The 22,973-nt window shown below is 73.4% G+C and carries 22 protein-coding genes; 7 read left to right on the top strand and 15 right to left on the bottom strand.

What is annotated here, in order from left to right:
• Window positions 1-4: 4 nt before the first annotated feature.
• Both ABZU43_RS24320 and ABZU43_RS24325 read right to left on the bottom strand, forming a co-directional pair.
• Window positions 5-916: a L,D-transpeptidase gene (locus ABZU43_RS24320; protein ID WP_355008789.1), complete on the bottom strand. Its 912-nt coding sequence runs from the start codon at window positions 914-916 to the stop codon at window positions 5-7.
• Window positions 917-991: 75 nt separating this feature from the next.
• Window positions 992-2,437 (bottom strand): alpha-amylase family glycosyl hydrolase, encoded by a 1,446-nt coding sequence (locus tag ABZU43_RS24325; protein ID WP_355008790.1) that lies wholly within the window; start codon window positions 2,435-2,437, stop codon window positions 992-994.
• Between the two features lie 287 nt (window positions 2,438-2,724).
• On the opposite strand from ABZU43_RS24325, the gene ABZU43_RS24330 reads away from it, so the two are divergent.
• From ABZU43_RS24330 to ABZU43_RS24345, 4 genes are read left to right on the top strand one after another with little or no spacing between them, the layout of a single operon-like run.
• Window positions 2,725-4,344, top strand: coding sequence for a ferric reductase-like transmembrane domain-containing protein (locus ABZU43_RS24330; protein ID WP_355008791.1), 1,620 nt, complete (start codon window positions 2,725-2,727; stop codon window positions 4,342-4,344).
• Entirely contained in the window at window positions 4,344-5,807 is a 1,464-nt protein-coding gene (locus tag ABZU43_RS24335) for an NADH-ubiquinone oxidoreductase-F iron-sulfur binding region domain-containing protein (RefSeq protein ID WP_355008792.1), read from the top strand. Before ABZU43_RS24330 ends, ABZU43_RS24335 begins: the two co-directional genes overlap by 1 nt.
• A gap of 51 nt (window positions 5,808-5,858) precedes the next feature.
• Window positions 5,859-6,533 (top strand): thioredoxin-like domain-containing protein, encoded by a 675-nt coding sequence (locus tag ABZU43_RS24340; protein ID WP_355008793.1) that lies wholly within the window; start codon window positions 5,859-5,861, stop codon window positions 6,531-6,533.
• Window positions 6,530-7,420, top strand: coding sequence for a cytochrome c biogenesis CcdA family protein (locus tag ABZU43_RS24345; RefSeq protein ID WP_355008794.1), 891 nt, complete (start codon window positions 6,530-6,532; stop codon window positions 7,418-7,420). The genes ABZU43_RS24340 and ABZU43_RS24345 overlap by 4 nt, the downstream gene beginning before the upstream one ends.
• Before the next feature lie 99 nt (window positions 7,421-7,519).
• Here ABZU43_RS24345 and serS read toward each other — a convergent pair whose 3' ends face one another.
• Genes serS through ABZU43_RS24370 form a run of 5 tightly spaced genes read right to left on the bottom strand, consistent with a single transcriptional unit; the run spans window position 7,520 to window position 12,878 of the window.
• Window positions 7,520-8,806 (bottom strand): serine--tRNA ligase, encoded by a 1,287-nt coding sequence (serS, locus tag ABZU43_RS24350; RefSeq protein WP_355008795.1) that lies wholly within the window; start codon window positions 8,804-8,806, stop codon window positions 7,520-7,522.
• Between the two features lie 41 nt (window positions 8,807-8,847).
• Complete coding sequence (locus tag ABZU43_RS24355) at window positions 8,848-9,975, bottom strand: MerR family transcriptional regulator (RefSeq protein WP_355008796.1); 1,128 nt, start codon at window positions 9,973-9,975, stop codon at window positions 8,848-8,850.
• A 25-nt stretch (window positions 9,976-10,000) separates the two neighbouring features.
• Window positions 10,001-11,197 (bottom strand): saccharopine dehydrogenase NADP-binding domain-containing protein, encoded by a 1,197-nt coding sequence (locus ABZU43_RS24360; protein ID WP_355008797.1) that lies wholly within the window; start codon window positions 11,195-11,197, stop codon window positions 10,001-10,003.
• Window positions 11,198-11,247: 50 nt separating this feature from the next.
• A complete protein-coding gene (locus tag ABZU43_RS24365; protein ID WP_355008798.1) occupies window positions 11,248-12,396 on the bottom strand; it encodes an alcohol dehydrogenase catalytic domain-containing protein in 1,149 nt (382 codons plus the stop codon).
• Entirely contained in the window at window positions 12,393-12,878 is a 486-nt protein-coding gene (locus ABZU43_RS24370) for a hypothetical protein (protein WP_355008799.1), read from the bottom strand. Before ABZU43_RS24370 ends, ABZU43_RS24365 begins: the two co-directional genes overlap by 4 nt.
• A gap of 135 nt (window positions 12,879-13,013) precedes the next feature.
• Here ABZU43_RS24370 and ABZU43_RS24375 point away from each other — a divergent pair, with 135 nt between their 5' ends.
• Window positions 13,014-15,860, top strand: a complete 2,847-nt coding sequence (locus tag ABZU43_RS24375; RefSeq protein ID WP_355008800.1) for a LuxR C-terminal-related transcriptional regulator — start codon at window positions 13,014-13,016, stop codon at window positions 15,858-15,860.
• 5 nt (window positions 15,861-15,865) lie between these two features.
• On the opposite strand, the gene ABZU43_RS24380 is transcribed toward ABZU43_RS24375, so the two are convergent.
• The 5 genes from ABZU43_RS24380 to ABZU43_RS24400 all read right to left on the bottom strand — a co-directional run bounded on the left by ABZU43_RS24380 (window position 15,866) and on the right by ABZU43_RS24400 (window position 19,042).
• The gene (locus ABZU43_RS24380) at window positions 15,866-16,414 is read right to left on the bottom strand and encodes a DsbA family protein (RefSeq protein WP_091409221.1); all 549 of its coding nucleotides are present in this window, start codon (window positions 16,412-16,414) and stop codon (window positions 15,866-15,868) included.
• Complete coding sequence (locus ABZU43_RS24385) at window positions 16,411-16,908, bottom strand: redoxin domain-containing protein (RefSeq protein WP_355008801.1); 498 nt, start codon at window positions 16,906-16,908, stop codon at window positions 16,411-16,413. The genes ABZU43_RS24380 and ABZU43_RS24385 overlap by 4 nt, the downstream gene beginning before the upstream one ends.
• A 96-nt stretch (window positions 16,909-17,004) precedes the next feature.
• A complete protein-coding gene (locus ABZU43_RS24390; protein ID WP_355008802.1) occupies window positions 17,005-17,691 on the bottom strand; it encodes a BON domain-containing protein in 687 nt (228 codons plus the stop codon).
• A 645-nt stretch (window positions 17,692-18,336) separates the two neighbouring features.
• On the bottom strand, window positions 18,337-18,732 hold the full coding sequence (locus ABZU43_RS24395; RefSeq protein ID WP_355008803.1) for a hypothetical protein: 396 nt from the start codon (window positions 18,730-18,732) through the stop codon (window positions 18,337-18,339).
• Between the two features lie 169 nt (window positions 18,733-18,901).
• A complete protein-coding gene (locus ABZU43_RS24400; RefSeq protein ID WP_238670080.1) occupies window positions 18,902-19,042 on the bottom strand; it encodes a hypothetical protein in 141 nt (46 codons plus the stop codon).
• A gap of 386 nt (window positions 19,043-19,428) precedes the next feature.
• On the opposite strand from ABZU43_RS24400, the gene ABZU43_RS24405 reads away from it, so the two are divergent.
• On the top strand, window positions 19,429-19,791 hold the full coding sequence (locus tag ABZU43_RS24405) for an STAS domain-containing protein (RefSeq protein WP_088949581.1): 363 nt from the start codon (window positions 19,429-19,431) through the stop codon (window positions 19,789-19,791).
• 18 nt (window positions 19,792-19,809) lie between these two features.
• On the opposite strand, the gene ABZU43_RS24410 is transcribed toward ABZU43_RS24405, so the two are convergent.
• On the bottom strand, window positions 19,810-20,637 hold the full coding sequence (locus ABZU43_RS24410) for a 5'/3'-nucleotidase SurE (protein ID WP_355008804.1): 828 nt from the start codon (window positions 20,635-20,637) through the stop codon (window positions 19,810-19,812).
• Window positions 20,634-21,611, bottom strand: a complete 978-nt coding sequence (locus ABZU43_RS24415) for a PfkB family carbohydrate kinase (protein WP_355008805.1) — start codon at window positions 21,609-21,611, stop codon at window positions 20,634-20,636. Before ABZU43_RS24415 ends, ABZU43_RS24410 begins: the two co-directional genes overlap by 4 nt.
• 191 nt (window positions 21,612-21,802) lie before the next feature.
• On the opposite strand from ABZU43_RS24415, the gene ABZU43_RS24420 reads away from it, so the two are divergent.
• Window positions 21,803-22,267 carry an SRPBCC family protein gene (locus tag ABZU43_RS24420; RefSeq protein ID WP_355008806.1) on the top strand — a complete coding sequence of 155 codons (465 nt, stop codon included), beginning with the start codon at window positions 21,803-21,805 and terminating at the stop codon, window positions 22,265-22,267.
• A 124-nt stretch (window positions 22,268-22,391) separates the two neighbouring features.
• Here ABZU43_RS24420 and ABZU43_RS24425 read toward each other — a convergent pair whose 3' ends face one another.
• Window positions 22,392-22,892, bottom strand: coding sequence for a hypothetical protein (locus ABZU43_RS24425; protein ID WP_355008807.1), 501 nt, complete (start codon window positions 22,890-22,892; stop codon window positions 22,392-22,394).
• Window positions 22,893-22,973 lie beyond the last annotated feature (81 nt).

The raw sequence follows: 22,973 nt of genomic DNA on the forward strand, positions 1-22,973 counted from the left end.
GTGCTCAGGCGGTCGGCGGTGGGGCGGCCAGTTGGTCGACGACGACGACGCTGCTGCCGGGGCGGACCTCGGCGAGCAGTTCCCGTTGACCGCTGCGGGTCAGCCGGATGCAGCCGTTGGTGGTGTTCTCGCCCAGCTCGTCGTCGTTGTGCCAGGTGTGCACGCCGATGTGCGCGCCGCGCAGCCCGGACGGCACCGACTCGGGGTCGTCGGGCACCGACCCGAGGGCGTAGATGTCCACCCCGCCGTAGACCTCCTCCGGCGGTGGGGTGCGGCCCAGGACGAAGGTCCGCCCCAGTGGAGTCTCCTGGCCCGACTGGCCGAGGCTGACCTCCCAGGAGCGCACCGCCTTGCCGGCCCGGTACCAGGTGAGCCGGTGGACCTTGCGTTCCACAACGATCTGGTCGCGCAGCGCCACCGTCTCGAACCCGCCGGGCGGCAGCCAGGCGAGCCGGCGGTTGGCCGAGGGCAGCAGGACCGCCGTCCAGCCGGCGCGCCGCTGGGCGATCGGCATTGTCAGCTCGACGCCGCGGATGGTCGGTTCGAGGAAGGCACGCGGCCGACCGCCGGGCGCGTCGTACGCGGCGATCCGTCTCGTCGGGTGCGCGCCGTCGGCCAGCGGTGTGACGTCCATGGTGAACGGATCGGCGGGGAACCCGCCGGGGGCGGGGTCGTAGTCGACCACCGGCAGCCCGTCCGGGGCGGGCGCGGCCGGGGGGATCGACTCCTCCGGGCTCTGCTCCACACTGCTCGGAGTGGGGTCGGCTGCCACCACGTCGCGGTCGTCGGGGGCCGTCGAGCTCGGGGTGAGGGCCTGGCCGACCAGCAGCGCGGTCACCAGCAGCGCGGGTACGCCGATGGCGGCGGCCACCCAGACGCCGCGACGGCGGTACGGAGTCTTTCGGTCAAACGGCACGAAACCACTCTATGGTGGCGGATGCTTCGGGGCCCCCGGTTCGGCGAGACCCGCCGTCCGGAGGCCCCGATCGCGTCAGACCCGCGCGCCGATGTGGATGGCCACCGCGTCGTGCGCCGGCACGTTCGCCGCGAACCAGCCGTTACCGTCCACCGTGATCACCGGACCGCTGCACGTCCCACCCGCGTAGGTGCCGTGGATGACGTCGCAGTACCGACCGGCGGGCAACCCCGTGTAGTAGGAGCGGCCGTTCACCGCGGCGTCCTCGTCGTTGACGGTGAGGAAGCCCTTGCCGCTGCGACTGAACGCGATGTGGTTGTTGCCGTTGTCGTACCAGTTGGCCACGCCGGCACCCTCGGTGGCGTTGCGGAAGCCGACCATGTTGGCGATCACCGGCCAGCGGTGCTCGCACTCCCAGCCGGAGTAACAGGTGGCGTTGAGCGTCTTGTTGGCGCCGTCCGACGGTGGGCCGGCGTCCCGGTTGCTGAAGGTGTAGCTGGACATGACGGTCGGAGAGCCGTACGGCCAGGCCAGCATGAAGGCGTTCGCCAGCGCGTAGATGCCCCGGTCGCGGTAGGTCAGCACCCCACCGGAGTCGCGCTGGGTGTCGTGGTTGTCGACGAACACCGAGGCCGGGCCGGCGGGCAGGTGCCCCCAACCCTCGCCGAAGTTGCGCAGGTACGCCAACCGCTCGGAGCGGAACACCCGGGCCAGGTCCTTGCCGTAGCGGAACTCGTGCACGTCACCGTTGCCGGTGTACTCGGTCGGCTGGACCGGCTCGCCGGCACCGTAGATGACCTCCTGCACGATGTACGCCGAGCGGGACAGCTTGCCCCTGATGGCCGCGATGTCGGCGGCCGGCATGTGCTTGCTGGCGTCCATCCGGAAGCCGTCGACGCCGAGCGAGAGCAGGTCGTTCAGGTACGAGGCGATCTTCGTGCGGACGTAGTCCGACTCGGTCTTCAGGTCCGAGAGGTTGACCAGTTCACAGTTCTGCACCTCGTACCTGTCGTTGTAGTTGGCGATGTCGTCGCCGCCGTTGCGCCCGCAGTGGTGGAAGTCCTGGGTCTGGTAGATGCCCGGGTAGTCGTAGTGCGAGTAGGACGAGCCGGCCCAGCCGGTGCCGCCGTTGTCCTGGCCGGACATGTGGTTGATCACCGCGTCGACGATCACCTTGACCCCGGCCGCGTGGCAGGTGTTCACCATCGACTGGAACTGGGCCCGGGTGCCCTTGCGGGACTCGATCCGATAGCTGACCGGCTGGTACGCCAGCCACCACTGGTTGCCCCGCACGTGCTCCTGCGGGGGCGAGACCTGCACGTAGCCGTAGCCCTTCGGGCCGAGGGTGCTCTGGCACTCGCTGGCCACCGAGGGCCAGTTCCACTCGAAGAGCTGGACGATGACCTTCTTGCCGCCGGACGGGGCGGCGGCGGCCGGGGGTGCCGTCACGGCGGTGGGGACGAGCAGGCTGACGAGCAGGCCGAGGGCGAGGAGCGTCGAACCACGTCGACGTCGGTGCATGGGGACTCCTGACGGGAGCGGGAGCGGGAGCGGGGGTGGTGGTGCGGTGGGGGAGTGCTATCGGCTTGCCGGGATCTTGCAAGCCTGACTGAAAATTGCTGAAAGGTTACAAGCGTGTTGCGAGGACTGTCAATGCATGGGCATTCGTCACTGTCCTGATCGGTGGGTGGGAGCGGGTGGAACGCACTGCCGCGCCCCTCGGTTCGATTTCGGCCGAGAAATTTCCTTCCGCAGGTGATCCGCGCGCCCCGCCGGCCCGTACTGGATGGGGGAGCAGGGGTCGGCCGGTGGTGCGCCGCCGCGAGACGATCGAGGAGCAGATGGCCCGGGCAGAGCAGGACAAGAAGGCGGCGACGGTCCGGACCAGCGCCAGCAGTCGGGGGGTGCGCGCGCCGTCACGGTCGGCGAGCGCCCTGCTGATCGCGTCGGTGCTCGCCGCGCTCTGGGCGGCGATCATGCTGACCGGCGTTGGCCAGACGGCGTACGCGTACGGCTTCTTCTTCACCGAGTTCTTCGCCGGGGTCATCTCCCTGGTGGCGTTGAGCCTCACCGTGATGCTCGGTCTGCTCGCCACCGACCGGCTGGTGCTGCGCATCCCGCACCGGGTGCTGATGCAGTCGGCGCACCGGGCCACCGGCGTGCTGGGCGTAGCCGGGCTCGGCTTCCACGTCCTCACCAAGGTCGCCACCGGGCGGGCGGCGGCGACCGACGCGCTGGTTCCGTTCGTCGGCGGCCGCGGGCTCTACATCGGGCTCGGCACCGTGGCGGCGCTGCTGATGGTCAGCGTGATCTGGACCGGCATCATCCGCGCCCGCTTCGCCGGCGTCGGTCCGAAGTGGCTGTGGCGCACGCTGCACTCCACCGCGTACCTGGCCTGGCCGTTCGCTGTCTTCCACGGCCTCAACGCCGGTCGGGCCGCCGCGCCCTGGGTGATGTTCAGCTACCTGGGCTGCATTCTGCTGGTGGTGCTGGCCCTGCTGGTCCGGTTCTCGGTCAGCATCGGTCGGCGCAGCCGCGAGCAGCACCAGGCAGCGGTGCGCAACGCGGTGATGATCGGCCGGGCCGAGGAGGCGAAGACCGCCAGATCGCTGCTGGCCGGGTTGGGTCGACGCCCGAAGGCCGCCGAGAAGCGTCCCGCCTGGGCGGACACCACGACCGCCACCTGGGCCGCGCCGGCCACGCGGCGCGACCCGGAACGGTTCACCGTCCCGGTGGTGCCCGAGCCCGGTTCCCTCGTCGAGCCGGCCCGGCCGAGCCGTCGTCGGCGGGAGGAGGAGCCGGCCGCCCGCCGCGACACCGAGCGGTCCTCGCGCGGCCGACGTGCCGAGGAGGAGTCGACGACCCGCCGGTCGGCCCGCCGCAGCGTGGAGGAGACCGACACCCGTCGACGGGACGAGGAGGAGGTCGAGCCGGTGACCCGGCGGCGCGCCTCGCGTACCCGCGACGAGGCCGTGCCGACCGGACGGCGCCGCGTCGAGGAGCCGGCCGCCGAGCGGTCCCGTCGCCGGTCCCGCTCCGAGGACGACGGCAGCCGTTACTCGGCGCCGCCGCTGCCGGCCCTCGCCGAGCCCGAGGAGCCCTGGGACAGCCCGCGCCGGTGGCAGGCCGACGAGCCGATCTCCGCCGGCCCGGTCTCCAGCAGCCCGATCTCGTCGGCGCCGCGCAGCGGCAGCGGCCGGCACAGCGTCGACGACGACCTGCCCGAGGAGCCGGACTACTGGCGTCCGCCGGCCCGGTACGTGCCGGACGAGGTGGCGCCGCCCGTCGACGACACCCCGACCCTTGTCGACCTGGCGTCCCGCCGCGCCAAGCGGGCAGCCGGCGAGGGCAAGTCCAAGCGCCGCAAGGCCAGCGCCGACGCGGTGGACGGGGCGTACTGGGCCGGGCTGCGGGGTGAGGCGAAGTGATGCGGACCGCCGTGCCACCCGTCGCCTGTGTGGGCGAGCCCCGGCTCACCGCCGGCTTCGCCGAGTACGGCCGACTCGACCTGCGCGCGCACGAGGAGGTGCACGGACCGATCGGCCCGATGGAGCCCGCGCAGCTGCTCCAGCTCGCCGAGGGCATGCAGCTCAAGGGCAAGGGCGGGGCGGGGTTCCCGTTCGCCCGCAAGATGCGCGCGGTGCTGGAGTCCTGCGAGCGGCAGGACCTGGCCGCCGTGGTGGTCGTCAACGCCACCGAGGGGGAGCCGGCCAGCTGGAAGGACAAGGTGCTGCTGACCCGCGCTCCGCACCTGATCCTGGACGGTGCCGCGCTGGCCGCGTACGCGCTGGACGCCGACGAGATCGTGATCGGCGTGGCGGACGACGGGGTCGGCCGGGACTCACTGATGGACGCGCTCGACGAGCGCCGGATGCCGGTGCAGACGACGATCGTCACAGTGCCGCACCGGTTCATCTCCGGCGAGGGCGGCGCACTCGTCAACGGCATCAACGGGCTGCCGCACATCCCGCCGGGCACCAAGAAACGCTCCAGCGACTCCGGGGTCAGCGGTCTGCCCACCCTGCTGTCCAACGCCGAGACGTTTGCGCAGCTCGCCATCGGTGCCCGACTGGGCCCGTACGAGTACGCGGCGCTCGGCACCGACGACGAGCCGGGCACCGTGCTGCTCACGGTGACCGGCGCAGCGGGCCGACCGGCCGTGGTGGAGTGCACCGCCGGCATGCCGCTGCGCGACGTCCTCGACCTGTGCGAGGTGCCGGACGTCCAGGGCATCCTCATGGGCGGCTACCACGGCAAGTGGATCACCCAGGAGGCGGCGGAGAAGGCCGAGGTCTCCCGCAAGGGCCTGGCCGCTGTCGGCGGCACCCTCGGCGCGGGCATCATCGTCCCGCTCGGCGTCGACACCTGCCCGCTCGGTGAGGCCGCCCAGGTGGTGCGCTACCTGGCCGGCGAGTCCGCCGGCCAGTGCGGGCCGTGCAAGATGGGTCTGCCGGATCTGGCCCGCGCGGTGGACCTGGCCGTGGCCGGCAGCCAACCGGCGGACGTGGTGCGCGCCGCCGCCGGCGAGGTGAAGGGCCGGGGCGCGTGCAGTCACCCCGACGGCACCGCCCGGTTCGCGCTCTCCGCGATCGAGGTCTTCGTCGAGGACCTGCGGCTGCACAGCACCGGCGACGGCTGTGGCCGGCGGGTCAAGGGCATGATGGGGCTGCCGGGCGCACCCGATGCGAATCCGCAGAAGCTCACCCTGGACTGGTCCCGCTGCGACGGGCACGGCCTCTGCGCGCACGTCGTACCGGACTTCATCCGGCTCGACGCCAACGGATATCCGGCCTTCCCGGCCACCCCCGTGCCGACCTGGCTGCGCGAGGGCGCGCTGAAGGCGGTCAAGGTCTGCCCGGAGTTGGCTCTCCGACTCGCCAAGGCGGAATAGCGAAGCGTCAGGCCCACCAGGGGTCCCTTCCGGACCGGAACGGAGAAACGGATGCGGATCAGCATGGCGTGGACAGGGGCCGGGCAGTTGCGCCGCGGGACCGCGGCCGGGCAGTTGCGCCGGGCCGCTGCCGCCGGGGCGTTCGTGGTAGCCCTGTTGGGTGTCGCCGCCTGCACCGGCACCGCGCCGGGTGGGCCCGCCGCCGCCGGGTCGGCCCCGGCCTCGACCGATGCCTCGTCAACCACGACCGGGGCGCCATCCGCACCGACCGGGGCAGCGTCCACGCCGACCGGCGGGCCGCCGGCCGCTCCGGCGCAGGTCCCGGACGTGCTGCGCTTCACCGGGACCACGCTCGGTGGGGCGGCGTTCGACGCGGCGCGGCTCGCCGGCAAACCGGTGGTGCTGTGGTTCTGGGCGCCGTGGTGCGCCACCTGCGCCAGCCAGGCCTGGACGGTGGCCGAGATCGAACCCCGATACCGCGACACCGTGCCGATCGTCGGCGTCGCCGGGCTGGGCGAGCGGAAGGCCATGAAGGAGTTCGTCACCGAGTTCGACCTCGGCGCGACGACGCAGATCGAGGACACCAGGGGCGCGCTCTGGAAGCGGTTCAAGGTGACCGAGCAGAGCATCTTCGTGGTCATCGACCGGAACGGCGCAGTCGTGCACCACGGCTTCCTGGACGGTGAGGCGCTCACCGCCAAGGTCGCCGCACTGGCCGGGGCGTGACCGCCACACTGCTGCTCGCGCTGACCGCCGGCATGCTCGGCGCTGTCAACCCGTGCGGCTTCGCGTTGCTGCCCGCGTACCTCTCGCTGTTGGTCGCCGGGAAGTCGGACACCCGCGGCGCGGTCGGCCGCGCGCTCACCGCGGCGGCCGGGCTGACAGTGGGGTACGTGCTGGTGTTCGGCGCGTTCGGCCTGGCGCTGGCACCGCTGGCCGGCTGGCTGCGACCCCGGCTGCCGTGGCTGACAGTGGCGCTCGGCGTGCTGCTGGTGGTGGCCGGCTGCTGGTTGCTCGCCGGTCGGCGGCTGCCCGCCCCCGGCTGGTCGGCCCGGGCACCTCGGCTGACCCGCTCCTGGCCGTCGATGGTGCTGTTCGGCGCCGCGTACGCGTTGGCGTCACTCGGCTGCGCCATCGCGCCGTTCCTGGCCATCGTGGTGACCAGCCTCCAGGCCGGCTCGACCGGTCAGGGGTTGGCGCTGTTCGGCGCGTACGCCCTCGGGATGGGTCTGGTGGTCGCGGTCGCCGCGCTCGGGGTGGCGCTGGTGCGCGACGGCCTGGTGGCCCGGCTGCGGGTCGCCGGCGCGCTGGTGCCCCGCCTCGGTGGACTGGTGCTGCTGGTCGCCGGCTGCTACGTCGCCTGGTACGGCTGGTACGAGCTACGGCTCGCCGCCGGCCGCCGGGACGCCCTGGACGACCCGGTCGTCCGGGTGGCCGCCCAGGTCCAGCGAGCCCTGGCCGACACTGTGGATCGCGCGGGCCCAACGGTCCTGCTGGCCGCCCTGGCCCTGCTCCTCCTGGCCGCGCTCCTGGTGAAGCGCGCCCACCGCCCGACCCCAGCCCTTGTTGATCATGAAGTTATCGCCGTGACACGCCGGGGCGACGGGCAATAACTTCATGATCAACCATGAGGGCCCGGTGGGGATTGACCACGGCGGCGGGGCCGGTGCGGACGCACCGGGCCCGCCGCCGTCGACCGCTTCGGGGGCCGGCTAGCGCAGGGGGGTCAGACGGTCGGTGCCCAGGCGGTCCTGGAGGACCTTGGGGACCAGGACACTGCCGTCGGCCTGCTGATTCTGCTCCAGGATGGCCGGGAAGAGCCGGCTGGTGGCCAGTGCCGACCCGTTGAGGGTGTGCACGAAGCGGGTCTGCTTGCCGCCCGGCTCGCGGTAACGGATGGCCGCCCGACGCGCCTGGTAGTCGCCGGCCCAGGAGACCGACGACACCTCCTTGTACTTGCCAGTGCTCGGCATCCACACCTCGATGTCGAGGGTCTTCTTCATCGAGGCGCTGGCGTCACCGGCCGAGAGCAGCGTGCGCTGGTAGTGCAGTCCCAGCCCTTCGACCAGGCTCTCGGCGTGGGCGAGCATCTCCTCCAGCGCCGCGTCGGCCTGCTCCGGCAGGGTGAACTGGAAGATCTCCACCTTGTTGAACTGGTGCCCCCGCACCGTGCCGCGCTCGTCCGAGTGCGAGCCGGCGGACTCCCGCCGGTAGCACGGGGTGTACGCGAACGCCTTCAGCGGCAGCTTCGGCGTCTCCAGGATCTCGTCCTGGTACGCGCCGAGGATCGCCGTCTCCGACGTGGGCAGCAGGAACTGCCCGCGCGGGGCGGACGCCGAGTCCAGGTGGTAGACGTCGTCGTAGAACTTGGGGAACTGCCCGGCGGCGAAGCCGGCCGAATCCAGCAGCAGGTGCGGCGGGAGCAGGAACTCGTAGCCGGCCCTGATGTGCTGGTCGACGAAGTAGTTGAGCAGCGCCCACTCCAGCCGGGCACCGACCCCGGTGTAGATCCAGAAACCGGACCCACCGAGCTTGACCCCGCGCTCGTAGTCGACCAGGCCCAACGCGCGGCTCAGCTCCACGTGGTCGCGGACCTTCTCGATCGCCGGCGGCTCACCGAAGGTCTTCACCACCCGGTTGGCTTCCTTGCCGCCGGCCACCACGTCGTCGCTGGGCAGGTTGGGCAGCTCACTCATCGCGTCGCGCAGCCGGGCCTGCACCTCGTCCAGCTGGGACTCCAGCTCGGCGAGCTGCTTACGCTCCGCCTCCGGTGCGGCGGCCTGCGGCTCCTCGCCGGCCCGCTTCGCCAGCGCGTACGCCCGGGCCTCGGCCTTGCGGCGCTGCCGCTCGGCGTCGATCTCCGTGATCAGGGCGCGGCGTTCCTGGTCGAGCCGCTGGATCTCGTCCAGGGCACGGGTGACCTCGGCGGGATCCAGACGCTTCGCCAGCGCGGTCGCCACCGCCTCGCGATCCTTCCGGATCAACTCCATGTCGAGCATGCTGCTCCGTACGCCTCCGTCCGGGGTTCACTGGTGAACCATCAGATGCTACCGTCGCGGCCCTCTCGGCCCGGGACGGGGAGGTTCTCCAGCCGGATCGGCATCAGCACCGAGTAGGTGTCGACGTCATCGGGTCGGCGTACGGCCAGCGGTGCGATCGGCCCATCCAGCTCCAGCACCAGTTGCGGCGCGCCGGCCGCGTTCAGCGCGTCCAGCAGGTAACCGCCGTCCACCCCGACCCGCAGCGCGTCGGTGCCCAGGTCGGCGGCGGGAAGCAGCCGCAGCCCGCCCTGCTCGTCGACGCCGAGCACGGTGACCGGCCGGGTCGTGCCGTCGTGGTCGAGGGCGACAGTGGGTGCCGCCGGGTCGGCCAGCGCGGCGCGCAGCGCGGCCACGTCCACCGGGATCCGGCGCGCGGTCGGCCGCTCACCGACGGACTTACGCAACAGCCGGTGGTAGTCCGGGAAGTCGTACGGCAGGGCGGCGGCGGTCAGCGTGCGGTCGGCCACCCGCACCCGCAGGTCCATGCCCGCCACCGTCAGCCGTACCGGCCAGGTGTCGCCGGTGTCGAGCAGCGGCCGGAGCTGGTCGACGAGGGCGACCGGCAGGAACACCCGCACGGGCGGCCCGTCGACGTCGGCCCCGGCCCGAGCCAGCGCGAGCCGGTACCGGTCGGTGGCGACGAGCCGGACGCCGTCGGACTCCACGTCGAACAGCACCCCGGCCAGCATCGGCAGCTCCGGATCGACGCCGACGGCGAAGCGCACCGCGTCGAGCGCTGCGGCCAGGGCGGTGGGGGTGACCAGGAGTGTGGTGGCGGTCGGCGGGGCCGGGTCCACCAGGGCGCGGAGCCGGTCGACCTCGCGGCGGGCGTCGCTGAGCCCGTCGGCCAGCCGACGTAGGTGCGCGTCGAGCAGTTGGTGCACCACTGCCGGCTCGGCGCGTACCGCGGCGGCGATCTCCGGCACCGGCATGCCGATCCGACGCAGCCCGGCCACCAGCCGGGCCGGCGCGATCTGCCCCTCGGTGTACCAGCGGTAGCCGGTCACCGGGTCGACCAGGGTCGGCTCCAGCACCCCCGCCGAGTCGTAGAAGCGCAGCGCGCTGACGGTCAGGCCGCTGGCTCGGGCCAGCTCGCCGATGCTGTGCAGGTCACTCACGCTGGGCATCCTGCCCCCTCGACCCGGTTGAGGGTCAAGCCGCAGGTTCCCGCGTCTCCTGCTTGAGCACCCGGAAGGTGAGGCCGGCCCGGACGAGCCGGTCGAGCAGCGCGTCACCCATCGCGGCGACCGGGGTGAGCTGACCGGCGGTCGACGGCAGCTCGTCGAACGCCAGGCACAGCGCCGACTCGGCGAGCATCTTCGCCGTCTCGTCGTAGCCGGGGTCACCGCCGGCGACCTCGGTGACCACCCGCTGCCCGCCGCCGGTGCCGACGAACCGGACCCGGAACCAGGACGACGCTCGCTGCTCCGCGGTGGGCCCCTGCCCGGACGCGAGCCGGCCGAGCAGCCAGCGTCGGCTGGGCGGCAGCTTCACCAGCCCGATCAGCGCGCCGAGCCCGGCCGCGCCGGCCAGCACGGTGGGCAGCCGCTTCACGGCGGCGAAGTGCCGGTAGCGGAAGTCCGGGCCGTACTCCGCGCGGGCCGCAGCCGAGCGGCGGACCACCTGCGGGTCGATGGTCGGCAGCGGCACGGTCCAGATGCCCAGCTCCGCCGAGCGGGCCAGCCGGCCGGGCACCGCCCGGACCCGCCGGTCGGTAGGGCGCGGCTCGACCGCCCGACGGTCCCGGGCGGCCTGGCTGGCCTGCCCGGCACGGGAGAACGCGGTGAGCGCCGAGTGGTAGGTGCCGGCGGAGAACCGACCGCCGGCGCGCACGTACCCGTCCACTGTGATCGGGACGTCGGTGGGCAGTTGCTTGACGGTGAACCAGACGCCCAGGTCGTGCGGGACGGAGTCGAAGCCGCAGGCGTGCACCAGCCGCGCGCCGGTGCGTGTCGCCTCGGCGTGGTGACGCACGTACATGAGGTCGACGAACTCCGGCTCGCCGGTGATGTCCAGGTAGTCGGTGCCGGCCCGGGCGCAGGCCCCGACCAGCGGCTCCCCGTGGTGGATGTACGGGCCGACAGTGCTGGCCACCACCCGGGCGCTCTCCGCCACCGCCCGCAGGGACTCGGCGTCCGTCACGTCGGCGGTGAGCAGCGGCAGGTCGGCCAGGCCCGGGTCGATCGCGGCGAGCCGGTCCCGCACGGCGGCGAGGCGCTGCGGGTTGCGCCCGGCCAACGCCCAGCGCAGCTCGGCCGGCGCGTGCCGGGCCAGGTATTCGGCGGTCAGGCCGCCGGTGAACCCGGTCGCTCCGAACAGCACCACGTCGTACGTTCGCTCGCCAGTCATCCTCAGAGTCTGCCATTCGTGGTCGCCGATCAGCGATCACGAGGAGGCGGTCACGGTGTGAACACGGCGCGTACGCAGCCGTCGGCCCGGTCCCGGAACAGCGCGTACCCCTCGGGGCCCTGCGCCAACGGCAGCCGGTGGGTGGCCAGGTGTTCGGTCCGCAGCTCGTCGCGGGCCATCCGGTCCAGCAGCATCGGCACGTCCCGCAGATCCGGCCGACCGGCGCCGCGAAGCGTGAGTCGCCGCTCGGTCAGCGCGCCCAGCGGGAACGCGTCGACGAACCCGCCCGTCGCGCCGAGCACCACCACCACACCGCTCTTGCGGCACGCGTGCACGGCCTCACGCAGCGCGTCCGGTCGGTCGGCGTGTTGGCCACCGAACCGGTCGGCCCTCGACCGGGCCGGCGGCGTGCCGACCGCCACCACGCACACGTCCGGCCCGCGCCCACCGCTTCGGTCGCGCAGTTCGGCCGCGACGTCGGTGTGGCGGTAGTCGAGCGGCTCGGCGTCGGAGTGCCGCTCGGCCATCCGCAACCGCTGCTCGTGCCGGTCCACGACCAGCACCCGGGCGGCTCCGCGCAGCACCGCCGCCCGGGCGGTCACCTGACCCACCGCCCCGGCGCCCCAGATCGCCACCACGTCGCCGGGACGCACCGCACCCAACTCGGCGGCGAGCCACCCGGTCGGTGCCACGTCGGCCGCGAACACCGCCCGGTCGTCGGCGACGGCGTCCGGCACCCGGAAGGCGCTCACATCGGCGTACGGCACCCGCACGTATTCGGCGTGGCCGCCCGCGAAACCGCCCGCCGCCCGGGGCCGGCCGAAACAGCCTGCGTCGGAGCGGGCCCAGTCGGGGTCGGCGCTGGGCAGGTCGGCGTGGGCGTTGTCGCAGCAGGAGTGCAGGCCCTGACGGCAGTACCAGCAGCCGCCGCAGCCCACGCTCGCACCGACCACCACCCGGTCGCCGGCGCGGTGTCGGCGGACCCCGGGGCCGACCTCCACCACCTCGCCCAGGAACTCCGCGCCGAGCACCTCGCCGGGCCGCAGCAGCGGGTGCCGGCCGGCCAGCAGCGGCAGGTCACCGCCGCAGGTGGCGCTGCGCCGAACCCGGACGATGACGTCACGCTCGTTGCGCAGCTCCGGGTCGGGGACCTCGCGTACGGCCAGTTCGTCGGCTGCCACCCAACAGAGCGCTCTCACCCGGGGACCCCGGGGCGGTCCAGCGCCGAGCGGTCCGCGCGGAGCACCTCACCGGTCTCCACCCGTTGCTTAATCTGGCGCAGGGTCCGGCGGACCAGCAGACCCGGGTCGTCGCCGACGACGTGCGCGGCGAGCCCGGTGGGCGGGGTGACGCCGGCCAGCGCTCGGGCGGCCAGTTCGGTGCCCCGGTCACCGGGCGCCGGGCGCACCCGCACCTCGACCGCCCCGTCCAGGCGACGCAGCGGCTCCGGCCAGCGGCCCTCCGGCAGCACCTGCTCCGGCGGCCGGTCGACGGTCACCACCTCCCACCGGGCCGACGCTGCGGCGTCGCCGTCCGCGCCGTGCCGGCCACGCGCCGCGGCGTCACCGTCCGCGCCAGGCCGGCCACCCCGACGGGGTACGCGCAGCAGCCGCGCCGCCCCGGCCAGCGCCGCCCCACCGAGTGCGGGTCCCGCCCGCGCCAGCCGTCCCATCGGTACCACCCGTCCTCCCGGTGCACGTCCCCCGATCGTCGGTCGCACCCGGGTGAAGCGCGCTCGCCCGGAAGGGGTGAACCGGCCCGTGCCGGGTAACCGCTCGCCGACCGGGGGCGGAGCGCGTGGTGGGGGTGGGGCTGGGTGCCGGAACAGGATCACGTACGGGTCGAACCGGCATCGGGGCCACCGCTGTTGGCGTCCCGGCTGACGCCGGCCGTGCCGCCGGAGCCGGTGGTCGCCCGGCCCCGCCTGCTGCGCCGGTTGGACGAGGGCAGCGCGGGACCGGTCACCCTGGTCGCCGCTCCCGCCGGCTGGGGCAAGACCACCCTGCTCGCGTCCTGGACACGGTTGGGCGGCGCGCCGCCCGACGTAGAGCCGGGCGGGATGGTGCCGGACTCCGGTGACCTGTCGGTCTCGTCGGCTGACGTCCCGGTCTCGGCGTGGATGTCGGTGGAGGCCGGCGACGACTCCGACCGGCTCTGGGCTTACCTCGCCGCGGCGCTGCGTTCGGCGACCGGGGCGACGGAGGGCGGCCCGGTGCCCGACCGGCCGCCCCGCCCCGACCAACTGGAGGCGCTGGCCGCCATGCTCGCCGCCGCCGACCGGCCGGTGCTGCTGATCCTGGACGACCTGCACCGGGTCGCCGACCCGGCGGCGTTGACCGGCCTGGAGTTCCTGCTGCGGCATGCCGGGCGGCGGCTCCGTCTGGTGATCGGCGCGCGGGCCGGACTGCACCTCCCACTGCACCGGCTTCGTCTCGCCGGCGAGCTGACCGAGATCGGCCCGGACGAGCTGGCGTTCACCGACGACGAGGTGGCCGACCTGCTCACCGCCCACGCCGCCGCGCTGCCGGCGACCGCGGTGCGCCGGCTGCGGGAGCGCACCGGCGGCTGGCCGGCCGCGCTGCGCATCGCCGCCCTCGCGGTACGCGGACAGTCCGACCCGGAACGCTGGGTGGGGCAGTTCGGCGGAGACCACCCGGAGATCGCCGGTTACCTGCGCGAGGAGGTGCTGGCGACGCTCGACCCGGCCGAGGAGGAGCTGCTGCGCCGTACCGCAGTCGTCGACACCGTCTGCGCCGACCTGGCCGAGGCGCTGACCGACCGCGCCGACGCCGGGCAGGTGCTGGCCGACCTGGCCGGGACCGGCGGTCTGCTGCACCGGGAGGACACCCGGCCGCCCTGGTACCGGTACGACTCCCTGCTCGCCGAGCTGCTCCGCGCCGACCTCGCCCGGTTGCCCGTCGACGAGCTACGCGACCTGCACGTCCGGGCCGCCAACTGGTACGCGGGTGACGGGCGGCCCGCCGACGCTCTCCGGCATGCCCTGGCCGCCGGCCGCTGGGACCTGGCCGGTGACCTGTTCGTCGCGCACTGGCCGGAGCTGACCCGCTACGACCGGGACCCGGTGCACGCCCTGGCACCCACCCCGCCACCGGCGGAGGTGATCAGGGCCGACCCGGAGGTGGCGCTGGCCTGCGCCGCCGAGCGCGCGTACGCCGGTGACCTGCCGGCCGCCACCGGTCACCTGCGGGCCGCCGCCGGTCACGCCGCAGGGCTGCCGGTGCCGCGCCGGGACCGGTTTCTGCGGTTGGTCACCGCACTGGAGCTGACAGTGGCCCGGCTCGCCGACGACCGCACCGAGGCCCGGGCCGCCGCCGCTCGCCTGCTGCGCACCCGCCCGGCGGAAGCCACGCCGACCCGGCTGCCGACGGGGGTTTCCAGTTCCGCCCCGACGGCCGGTGGCGGCGGCGCCGCCGACGACCTGGACCTGCGGGCGTTCACCGGTACCGCGCTGGGGCTGGTCGAGTTGGCCGACGGGGCGCTGCCCACCGCCCGGTTCGTGCGGGCCCGGGCGGCCGCGCGGGAAGCCGGCCGGCCGCGCACCGAGCTGGTCGCCGCAAGCCGCGCCGCGCTGCTGCTCGCGGTGCGCGGTGAGCTGCGAGCAGCCGAGCAGGCGGCCAGGGAGGCGCTCGGCATGCCGCCCTGTCGGGGCTGGTCCTGTCGGCTCGACTGCGGCCACGCGTACCTGGCTCTCGCCCTGGTGGCGCTGCTGCGCGACCAGCCCGAGGAGGCCGCCGCGAACCTCGCCCTCGCCGTCGGGGCGCTCGACGTCACTCACGGCTGGGCCGGCGACCCCTCCCTGGGCGGCGACTGGCTCGCCGCCGCCTCCGACGAGCCGGTGGCGGCGGCGGTGGCCGCGCTGTGCCGGGCACAGCTAGGCCGCGACTCCGGCGACCCGGCGACCGGCCAGCGGCTGCTCGTCCGGGCCCGGGAGGCGCTGGCCGACCGGCCGTCCGCCGACGAGCTGACTGGCCTGTTGCGGGCCGCCGAGGCCGAACTGCGGGCCGCGCGGGGCGACCTGGACTCCGCCCGCGACCTGCTGGCCGACGCCACCGACGAGGGGGCCGACCCGGTGCTCGCCGTGACGTTGGCGAAGGTGCAGCTGCGGGCCGGTGACGCCGCCATCGCCGAGCGGACCCTGCCGGACTGGCAGGCGCCGGCCGCCACGTCCTGGCCGCTACCGGTACGCCTGGACGCCGGTCTGCTCGACGCGGTGCTGGCCCAGCGCGCCGGGGACGGGCGTCGGGCGGGTCGGATCCTGGAGCAGACGCTGAGCCTGGCCGGCCCGCAGGGCTGCCGCAGGGTCTTCACCCGCGCCGAACCACCGGTGCGGGACCTGCTGGCCGCGCACCTGGACGCGGGCACCGCGCACTTCACGCTGGTCAGTGACCTGGTGCGGGGCGCGGGACAGGGCGCCGTCGGGCCGACCGCCGGGCCGGGGGGCGCGCTCGACGAGCCGCTCACCGAACGGGAGCTGACCATCCTGCGCTACCTGCAGAGCATCCTGTCCAACGTGGAGATCGCCGCCGAGTTGTCCCTCTCGGTCAACACCGTCAAGACCCACGTCCGCAACATCTACCGCAAACTCGACGCGACCCGCCGGCGCGAGGCGGTCCGGCGGGCGCGCGAGCTGCGTCTGATCTGAGCGGGTCAGGCGTTGGCGGCGGCATCCGCTGCCGTCAGCAGGTCGGGCAGGTCGTACCCGCCGTCGTGCCTGATGCCGTTCACGAACAGTGTCGGGGTGCCGTTCACCCCGCTGCGGATGCCCCCCACGAAGTCCCGACGCACCCGGTCCGCGTGCGCACGGTTCTCCACCTCGGCGTTCAACTCGTCCGGCGGCAAGCCGACCTGCTCGACGCCGAGCGAGAGGTGCACCGGGTCGAGCTGGTCCTGATGCTCGTAGAGCCAGTCGTGCATCTCCCAGAACCGGCCCCGGACCCCGGCGGCCTCGGCCGTCTCGGCGGCCCGTTCGGCGTACGGGTGCACGTTGGCGATCGGGAAGTAGCGGTAGACCAGCCGTACGGTGTCGGCCCGCTGCCGCAGCAACTCGTGCAGGTTCGGGTACGCGGCACCGCAGAACTGGCACTGGAAGTCGCCGTACTCGACGATGGTCACCGCCGCGTCGGCCGGCCCCCGGATGTGGTCGTCGGTGGTCACCGGGTCTCGAAGTCGGGCGGTGACCTGCAGTGGCGTGCTCATCGGGCCATCACCTTCCGATCGGCGGCGAGTTGGTCCAGCGCGTCGAAGATCCCGTCGGCGCCGGGGTTGACGTCGGGCGGCGACAGGTAGCTCCAGGTCACCTTCCCCGCCGGGTCCAGCACCACGAGCGCGCGGGCCGCCTCACCGTTGGGCATGTACGCGCCGTAGCTGCGGGCCACCTCGCCCTTGGGCTCGAAGTCGGCCAGCAGGGGGAACTCGATGCCCCGGCTCTCCGCGAACGCCCGGTGTGACCAGATGCCGTCCACCGACAGGCCGAGCACCACCGCCCGGTACTGGGCGAAGACGGGTGCCGCCGACTGGTAGAGCGACATCTGGTCACCGCAGACCGGGCTCCAGTCGGCGGGGTAGAAGGCGAGCACGACCGGCTGGCCACGGAACTGCTCGGGCCCGAGCAGGGCCCCGTCCGGGGTGGCCGGCAGGGTGAAACCGGGTGCGGTGCGTCCCGGTTGGATCAGCCCGTTCGGATCACTCATGCCACCAGGCTGCTCCCGGGGTGGGTGAGACGGGCTCACCCACCCCGGGTGGTTCCCCGCCCGTTCAGCGCCCGCTCAGCGGGCGTCCGCGCCCGCTCAGCGCAGCACCGGGGCGACCGCGATGTGGTTCTGCACCTCCCGGATGCCCGGTGCGGACCAGGCCACCTGCTCGACCTCGGCTCGTTCGGGCATCGAGTGCACCAAGCCGGCGAGGATCGCGGTGTCGCCGTGCACCCGGACGCTGATCCGTTCGGCCTCGGTCGCTCCGGCCCGGGCGAGGGCGTCGACGATCCGGTCGGCCAGGTTGCGGGCGTCCGGCGCGCTGGCCGGTCGGACGGTGATGCCGTTGCTCACCCCGCGTACGCCGGTCAGCCGGGCCACCGCGCGTTCGGCCGCCCGCCGTTGGTACTCCCACTCGACGTCGCCGTGCAGCGTCACCCAGCCGGCGGAGACGGTGACCTGGAGCTTCTCGATGGGTACGAACGCGTCCCACTCCAGCCCGTGGCTGGCCGCGGCGGCCAGGTCGCTGTCGGCGCGCTCGGTGCCGTTGGTGAGCTGCACTGCCAGGTCGTTCGCGACCGCCCGGACCGAGGCGACCCGGTGGGTGGCTCGTTCGGCGGCCCACTTCTTGGCGTAGCTGTCCACGCGGCCGGTCAGGGTGACGACGCCCTCGGCGACGGTGACGCCGATTTCGTGCGGCTGCACCCGTGGTTCCCAGGTCAGCTCGTCGAGCACGGCGGACTGGATGTCCTGGTCGGTACGACTGATCTCCGCGATGGCCATCTGTCCCTCCTCCGCTGTTCCGATGGCGGACCGGGTGCTGGCCGCGGCCGGAGGCCCGCCGTGCTGCGATCTTGCCGCCGCCCCGGGTGAGCCGTCCTCGCCCGGACCGGGTGACGGAGGGGCCCGACCTGGGCGGGGCGGGTGGGGGAGCGCGTCGAACATCGATGATGGGAGCGCTTCCAAAGCGAGCTGGTTTCGGTTACGGTAATCGCATTCCTCGATTGCGGGAGCCGTCGCGTCGGGTGGTGGAGCCAGGGCAGCTCTAGCCGTCTCGTCGTCGTGCTCGTCCCCCGGGCCACGGCGGCAGTCAGGTGATCGACCCCGTCCCCCGGGGCCCGATCCCGAGAGGAACAGCCCTTGCGCAGATCAGTCCAGCGACCTCCACCGGCGCCGACGTCCACTTCGGCCTGCCACCGACCGACAGCCTCCGAGTACCGCGCCGACAACCACCCAGACCTGCGGCCGACACGGGCGCGAGCCACCGATCAGGTGATCCGGACGGGATCCCGGATCACCACCGATGCACCGGTCCGCCGGGCCGCCTGAGGGGTCCGGCACCCGGCGGACCGGGTTCCACCCGAGCGGGCAGATGACAGCAGGCCCCGCCCGACCGGGGTCGAGCGGGGCCGATGGTGGTGCCGTCGGTCAGACGGCGGGGGAGTTGGGGCGATCGACGTCGACGAACTCCACGTCGTCGACCGTGTCGTCCCGGCTGCCGGCGGCCCGCGCGGCGGAGCCGACGGCCCAGCCGACCGCCGCGCCGACGAGGGCGGCGCCGATCAGGAGCGTCCAGGGCAGTGCCGGCTGGCGGCCGGCGAGCGCGTCGAAGGCCAGCGAGGCGCGGCGTCGCGCCTCCTCGGCGGCGGAGCCCACCAGGTCACCCGCCCCGTCGGCGAGGTCGCTGCTGTTCTGGCGGGCCGATCGGGCGGTGTCCCGCACACTGTCACCGGCGTAGCTGACCGCTGAGAGCAGGTGCTCCCATGCCTGGTCCGCGATCCGCTCCGGCTTGCTGCGGCGGTCCAGCAGGTTGGTTCCGAACATCGTGGTTACCTCCTCAGGTGCCGAAGCCGCCGGCCACTTCGGACTTCGGCGTCTTTCCAGCGCGTCACGGTGTCGCCTATCCCGCAGTGCCCCGCGTCAGCCGGACGCAAACCCCGAGCTGCACGCAGCACCAGTAGCCCGGCGCGCCGGAACTCGGCACGCCACCGAATCAGCGCACGGCTGACACGGCGACACCTCGGGCGAAGTCGTCGTCATCGTCGTCATCGTCGTCTCCGCCACCGAAACCGCAGGCCAGGACGAGGGCGAGCAGAACACCGACGCCGGCCAGCCCGGCAAGTCGCTTGATCATCGAAGATCCTCTCCGTAGCGGTGGTGTCCCGGCCGATGCTAGGGCGCGTCGGCAACCGGGGGCGCGGGCCGCGCCGGCCGACGGTGGGCGACACGCCGACGGCACACGGGGCGGGCGTACGTCACGGGCCGTATGTCGGGCGCGCCGGTTCCGGACCGCTACCCTGGTTCGGCGGCGGGCCGGCCCCGACTGATCGCCGATGGTCAGATAACGAAAAGTCTTGAGTAATCAGATACTGAAAAGTACGGATATGGGTGGCTTTGTGGGCCCGGATCCGTGAATTGCTCATCCCGAGGGGTGGCGACCGAGGCCGTCAGAGGAATACTCTCGGTCGCGGCCCGCGTACTGATGAGGCGCCCGGGGGACGGGCGGGTGGAGGTGCTCGCGTGAGCCTGTCGATCGTGAAGTCGGTTCTGTCCGGTGGTGTCGTGGAGATCGCCCCGCGGGGTGAGATCGACGTCGACACAGCGTACGAGGTGCGCGAAGCGATCGCAGAGGTGCTGGCCAAGGGCCGCCCGCTGCGCATCGAACTCAACATGAGGTTGGTCACCTTCATCGACTCGGTCGGCATCAGCGCCATGGTCGCCGGCTTCCAGACGGCTGAGGTCAGCGACGTCAAGCTGGTGGTGACCCAGCCGAGCCGGTTCGTGCACCGGCAGCTCTGGGTGACCGGCCTGCTCGGCCTCTTCGGTGCCCCGGAGCCCTACTTCGCCGGCGCTGCCACCCCCGAGGTGCTCCCCGGCGCCTGAGCGCGCCGGGTCTCCCCGTCAGGGCTGCTCGTCCAGACCGGTCAGGTCGATGTCGGTCGCCTCGGTGACCGCTCGGATGGCCGTCACCGACGCGTACCCGGCGGCCAGCAACGCCACGTCCGTGCCCGGCTGTGCGGCCTGCCCCGGCTCCTCCAGCGAGGTACGGACGAACCCGTGGCCGGATTCGGCCACCGTCATCTGCACCTGGCCGAAGCTGGCCAGGGTGCCGCGCCGCACCCCGCGCAACTGCCCGTGCGGCAGGTCCGGGGTGTTCACGTTGAGCACGCTCTCCATCGGCGCGGAGGTCAGGCGAGGGAGCAGGTCCAGGGCGACCCGCGCGGCGGTGCCCCAGTGCCTCTCGGCGTCGCGTATCCGGGCTGCGGCATCCACCGCGGAGCCACCGCTCGCGGCCGTCGCCTCGCCGACGGAGAGCACGTCCAGGGAGACCGCCATCGCCCGGCAGCCGTTGCTGGCGGCGGTGAACGCGGCGCCCACGGTCCCGGAGTGCAGCACCGCCCGGCCGGCGTTGGCGCCCCGGTTGACGCCCGAGAGCACCACCGCCGGCGGTGGTCCGAACGCCCCGTGCAGGGCGATCAGCGTGATGAAGCCCGGCGACCCGGCGACCCCGTACGTCGGCACCCCCGCCAGGTCCGGCAGCGGATGGTCGTTCACGACGACCCGCCCGTCGCGCTCCACGGCGCTCATCGCGGCGCTGGTGCCGCTCGCCTCCTCCATCGGGGCGGCCACGACGACGTCCAGGCCCCGCCGCCTGGCTGCCCAGGCCAGCGCCTGGATGCCCGGCGCGGCGACCCCGTCGTCGTTGGTGATCAACACCCGCAGGGTCATCGCTCGACCACCCGGCCGGCCAACTCGTCCGGGGTGGTCCGCTCCTGTTGACGGCTGTCCGCCGGCACCAGCCGGACCCGGTCCACCAGGCCGGTGATCGAGTCCAGGCGCCCGGTGCCCAGGCCGTGCCGGGTCACGTTCAGCGCGCCGGCGGCGGCGCCGGTGCGGATGGCGGTCCGAATGTCGCCGCCCCTGGCCACGACGGCGGCCACTCCGGCCGTCATCGAGTCGCCCGCGCCGCGTGGGTCGGCGGCCTCCAGCCGGGGCATCTCGACCTGGAACAGTTCCCCGTCGATGAGCGCCAACGCCGGCTGGTCGGCGCGGCTCACCACCACCGTCTCGGCGCCGCCCGCGTGCAACTCGTACAGGGCCCGGGTCAGCTCCTCGGTGTCGTCGCTGCGGGCGCGGCCGTCGCGGATCAACTCCTCGTGACTGACCTTGAGGAAGAACACCCCGCTCTCCAGCACCGAAGCGAGGTGATCGCCGGAGAGGTCGACCACCACCCGAGCACCGTTCGCGCCGAGGTCGGCGGCGAAGCGTCGGTACAGGTCGGCCGGTACGAGCCACGGTTCGTTCGGCCCACTGAGGATGCTCACCGAGGCCCGTAGGCCCTCGCCGAGGGCGAGGTTGTACAGCTCGTCGATCTCGTGCCGACTCAGCGGCTGTCCGGGCACGTCGGCGATCTCCTGTCGGGAGCCGTCGCGGCGATCGTGCACGTACCCGCCGCTGCCGGAGTCACGGACCACCACCTTGAGGTCCACACCCTCGCTGACCAGCAGTGGCTCCAGCACCTGGCCGATCTCACCGCCGAGGGCGGCGCAGAGCACCACGTCGACTCCGAGGGAGAGCACCATCCGGGCCTGCCAGACACCCTGCCCGCCGGGGTGCAGGTGCAGCTCGGGGTGGTCGTTGGGCTGGTCCACCATCACCGTCAGCTGTGGGGTGGGCGCGAAGACCATCACGTGCCCACTCATCGGTCGTCGCCGTTCATGCTGGCCGCCCTCCGGCACCTTCGGAAGATTTCGTACTAACCGACCTTAATGGCGCAGGTGGTGGCAGGTCGTCGCATCGGCCCGGTCCGGCGCGGCGCTGAGGGTCCGTGGGGCGTTGCCAGCCAGACATCGGTACGGGACGATCGGGCGACCAGACGACGGCGGGAGACGGTGTGCTCAGCAGCGATACCTTCAGCTACACCGTCCAGGCCCGGTGCTCACCCGCCGAGGCGGCAGCGTTGCTCAGCGACCTGACCCGGCAGGGCGAGCTGCATCCGCTGATCGTGCGGGTTCGCCGGGTACCGCCCCGGCCCGGTGCCCAGGCGAGCTACACGATCAACGACCGGTTGGCGGCCGGTCCGCTGCGCTTCCGGACCACCTACCACGCGGACGTGCTGATCAGCGAGGCCGACGAGATCGTCATGGTGGCCCGCCAGTGGCCGGCCACCACGGTGCGGAACCACACCCGACTACGCGCCGAGCCGGACGGCCTGACCCGCATCGACGTCGAGATCACCCTGACCGCGCCGAGGCCCCTGTTCCGCTACGCGTTCCGCCAGGCCCAGGCCGCTCACCTCGCCCTCGCCACCCGACTGGGCGCCGCCCTGGACCGCACCAACAACACCCCGCCCCCCTGACCCGCCCCTGGCGCGCCGATCTTGCAGTTTCGGCTGTCGATATCAGTGGGATGAACCCATATGTCGGCGCAGTAACTGCAAGATCGCGGGCGTGCGGGGTGTGCGGGGCGGGCCGTGGGGTGCGTTAGGTCGGGGTTGGCGCGCTGTTGCGGGTCGGGCGGGTGGTGGGACGTCGGCCCCACGGCTTGTAGGTGGAGAGCACTGTCGCGATGACCATCAGGCTGGTCGACACGGCCGGTGCGATGACCAGGTCGGCGCGATCGCGGGCGGGCAGAGCGGCGCCGACCGCTCCGGCGTGACGCAGAGTCGGGGTGAGCAGGAACAGCACCAGCCCGACCATCACCGTGGTGAGCACGAGCTTGACCAGCACCCACCGGTGGCGCAGCAGGCCCCACGGGGTGAGCAGCGAGCTGGCGACTCCGATCAACCACACCAGGACGCTCAGCGGCGCGAACAGCACCGTGCCGACCAAGGCCGTGACCGGATAGACCACTGCCGGATCGGCACCCCGCTGAACGGCGACGCCGAGGGTGAGCAGCACCAGGTCGGCGCCGAGCCAGCCGAGCGAGGTGACGAGGTGCAGGGTGAGCAGCGCCTTGCGGGTGGTGGGTCGGATCCGAGGCATACCGCGATGCTGCCCGCCGGCCACGGCCGGGTCGTCCGACGAGCGACGACATCAGGGGTACGCCCGGTGACGTAGCCCGGC

The organism is Micromonospora sp. NPDC005205, assembly GCF_040608275.1.
In the GTDB taxonomy this organism is placed as follows: Bacteria; Actinomycetota; Actinomycetes; order Mycobacteriales; family Micromonosporaceae; genus Micromonospora.

Excerpts from the sequence above, each read along its gene's own strand:
- ABZU43_RS24395 (WP_355008803.1), bottom strand. The coding sequence starts at position 18,732 with ATGTTCGGAACCAACCTGCTGGACCGCCGCAGCAAGCCGGAGCGGATC.
- serS (WP_355008795.1), bottom strand. The coding sequence starts at position 8,806 with ATGCTCGACATGGAGTTGATCCGGAAGGATCGCGAGGCGGTGGCGACC.
- ABZU43_RS24325 (WP_355008790.1), bottom strand. The coding sequence starts at position 2,437 with ATGCACCGACGTCGACGTGGTTCGACGCTCCTCGCCCTCGGCCTGCTC.
- ABZU43_RS24360 (WP_355008797.1), bottom strand. The coding sequence starts at position 11,197 with ATGACTGGCGAGCGAACGTACGACGTGGTGCTGTTCGGAGCGACCGGG.
- ABZU43_RS24340 (WP_355008793.1), top strand. The coding sequence starts at position 5,859 with ATGCGGATCAGCATGGCGTGGACAGGGGCCGGGCAGTTGCGCCGCGGG.
- ABZU43_RS24400 (WP_238670080.1), bottom strand. The coding sequence starts at position 19,042 with ATGATCAAGCGACTTGCCGGGCTGGCCGGCGTCGGTGTTCTGCTCGCC.
- ABZU43_RS24335 (WP_355008792.1), top strand. The coding sequence starts at position 4,344 with ATGCGGACCGCCGTGCCACCCGTCGCCTGTGTGGGCGAGCCCCGGCTC.
- ABZU43_RS24425 (WP_355008807.1), bottom strand. The coding sequence starts at position 22,892 with ATGCCTCGGATCCGACCCACCACCCGCAAGGCGCTGCTCACCCTGCAC.
- ABZU43_RS24385 (WP_355008801.1), bottom strand. The coding sequence starts at position 16,908 with ATGAGTGATCCGAACGGGCTGATCCAACCGGGACGCACCGCACCCGGT.
- ABZU43_RS24390 (WP_355008802.1), bottom strand. The coding sequence starts at position 17,691 with ATGGCCATCGCGGAGATCAGTCGTACCGACCAGGACATCCAGTCCGCC.
- ABZU43_RS24355 (WP_355008796.1), bottom strand. The coding sequence starts at position 9,975 with ATGCCCAGCGTGAGTGACCTGCACAGCATCGGCGAGCTGGCCCGAGCC.
- ABZU43_RS24380 (WP_091409221.1), bottom strand. The coding sequence starts at position 16,414 with ATGAGCACGCCACTGCAGGTCACCGCCCGACTTCGAGACCCGGTGACC.
- ABZU43_RS24415 (WP_355008805.1), bottom strand. The coding sequence starts at position 21,611 with ATGAGTGGGCACGTGATGGTCTTCGCGCCCACCCCACAGCTGACGGTG.
- ABZU43_RS24410 (WP_355008804.1), bottom strand. The coding sequence starts at position 20,637 with ATGACCCTGCGGGTGTTGATCACCAACGACGACGGGGTCGCCGCGCCG.